1 protein-coding gene is annotated in these 459 nt (G+C 65.8%); it reads left to right on the top strand.

The annotated features are described in order from the left end of the window. On the top strand, positions 1-345 hold a 345-nt coding region (locus AACY08_RS29525; RefSeq protein WP_339472621.1), incomplete at its 5' end, for a hypothetical protein. Positions 346-459: the final 114 nt, after the last annotated feature.

The following is a 459-nucleotide window of genomic DNA, read 5'->3' as shown; positions in this document are numbered from 1 at the left end:
CCCGGGCGGTTGCTGGCTCCGCTCGATCTCGGGGCCTATGCCATCGGCGCGACGCGATTGCAGGTGGTGGGCGCGCCCTATCATCGGAACAATGTCGGGAATCTGGCGGTCTATCGCTTCTTCCTCGGGCAGCCCGATCAGGGCGTAACCGTCGCGAAAACATGGCAATTGCGCTATGTCGCGCTGCGCGCCGACGATTTCGGCGGGGCAGCGGCGGGAACGCTGGCCGAGGCGCTGAAACGGGGAGCGCCGCCGCCTTGGCTGCGGCGCATCCCCACGCGCGAGCGGGCGCTGTTTCTTTATCGCGTTCAAGGCGGCTTGTTTCCGAAGCAACCTGCGCGGTAAGAGCCGCAAATGCAGGGGGATCTCGAAAAGCTGCACTGGTGGCAGACACGCACGTTCGTCGCGCTGATGGCGCTGGTGGCGATCATCCCGTTATTGCGCCCGGAAATCCCGCCC

Source organism: Pseudomonas sp. EL_65y_Pfl1_R83, from assembly GCF_963970695.1.
In the GTDB taxonomy this organism is placed as follows: domain Bacteria; phylum Pseudomonadota; class Gammaproteobacteria; order Pseudomonadales; family Pseudomonadaceae; genus Aquipseudomonas; species Aquipseudomonas tritici.
The sequence above is the reverse complement of the archived record's forward strand: the minus strand, read 5'-3'. Positions and strand labels throughout refer to the sequence as shown.